Source organism: Gordonia sp. OPL2, assembly GCF_003797825.1.
In the GTDB taxonomy this organism is placed as follows: domain Bacteria; phylum Actinomycetota; class Actinomycetes; order Mycobacteriales; family Mycobacteriaceae; genus Gordonia.
In genome coordinates, this window is sequence record NZ_RKME01000146.1 from 1 (window position 1) to 379 (window position 379).

1 protein-coding gene is annotated in these 379 nt (G+C 70.7%); it reads right to left on the minus strand.

Annotated features, from left to right (window positions below):
* Positions 1 to 379, minus strand: a 379-nt coding sequence (locus tag EEB19_RS26720; protein WP_222930020.1) for a hypothetical protein, incomplete at both ends; no start/stop codon positions are given.

Here is a 379-nt window from a genome sequence, read left to right on the forward strand (position 1 = left end):
GTGTAGAGCAGCTGCATGCCATGCGCCAGCCGGGCCTCGGTGAGCAGCTGGCGCAGGCTGGTGTCCTCGGCCGCCAGGCGACGGCGCAGGGTCGCGCCGCTCAGCGCGAACTGTTCTTCCACATCGCGTGATTGCCAGTCGCGTGCTGGTTCGGCGGCGATGCGGTCGCGGATCTGTTCGCCCAGGCTTGGCGCCTGCGGCAGCAGCAGGTTGCCGTGGCCCTGTCGGCACAGGGTCAGCACCAGCGAGGCCAGGGCCAGCCGCGCGTCGCTGTAACGGCCGTCCTGCAGCGATTGCCGCCACTGGCGCAGCACCGCGCCATGGTCGATCAACGGCAGTCGCGCCATCGCCTGGCCGGGGGCGGGAAGCTCTTCATTCC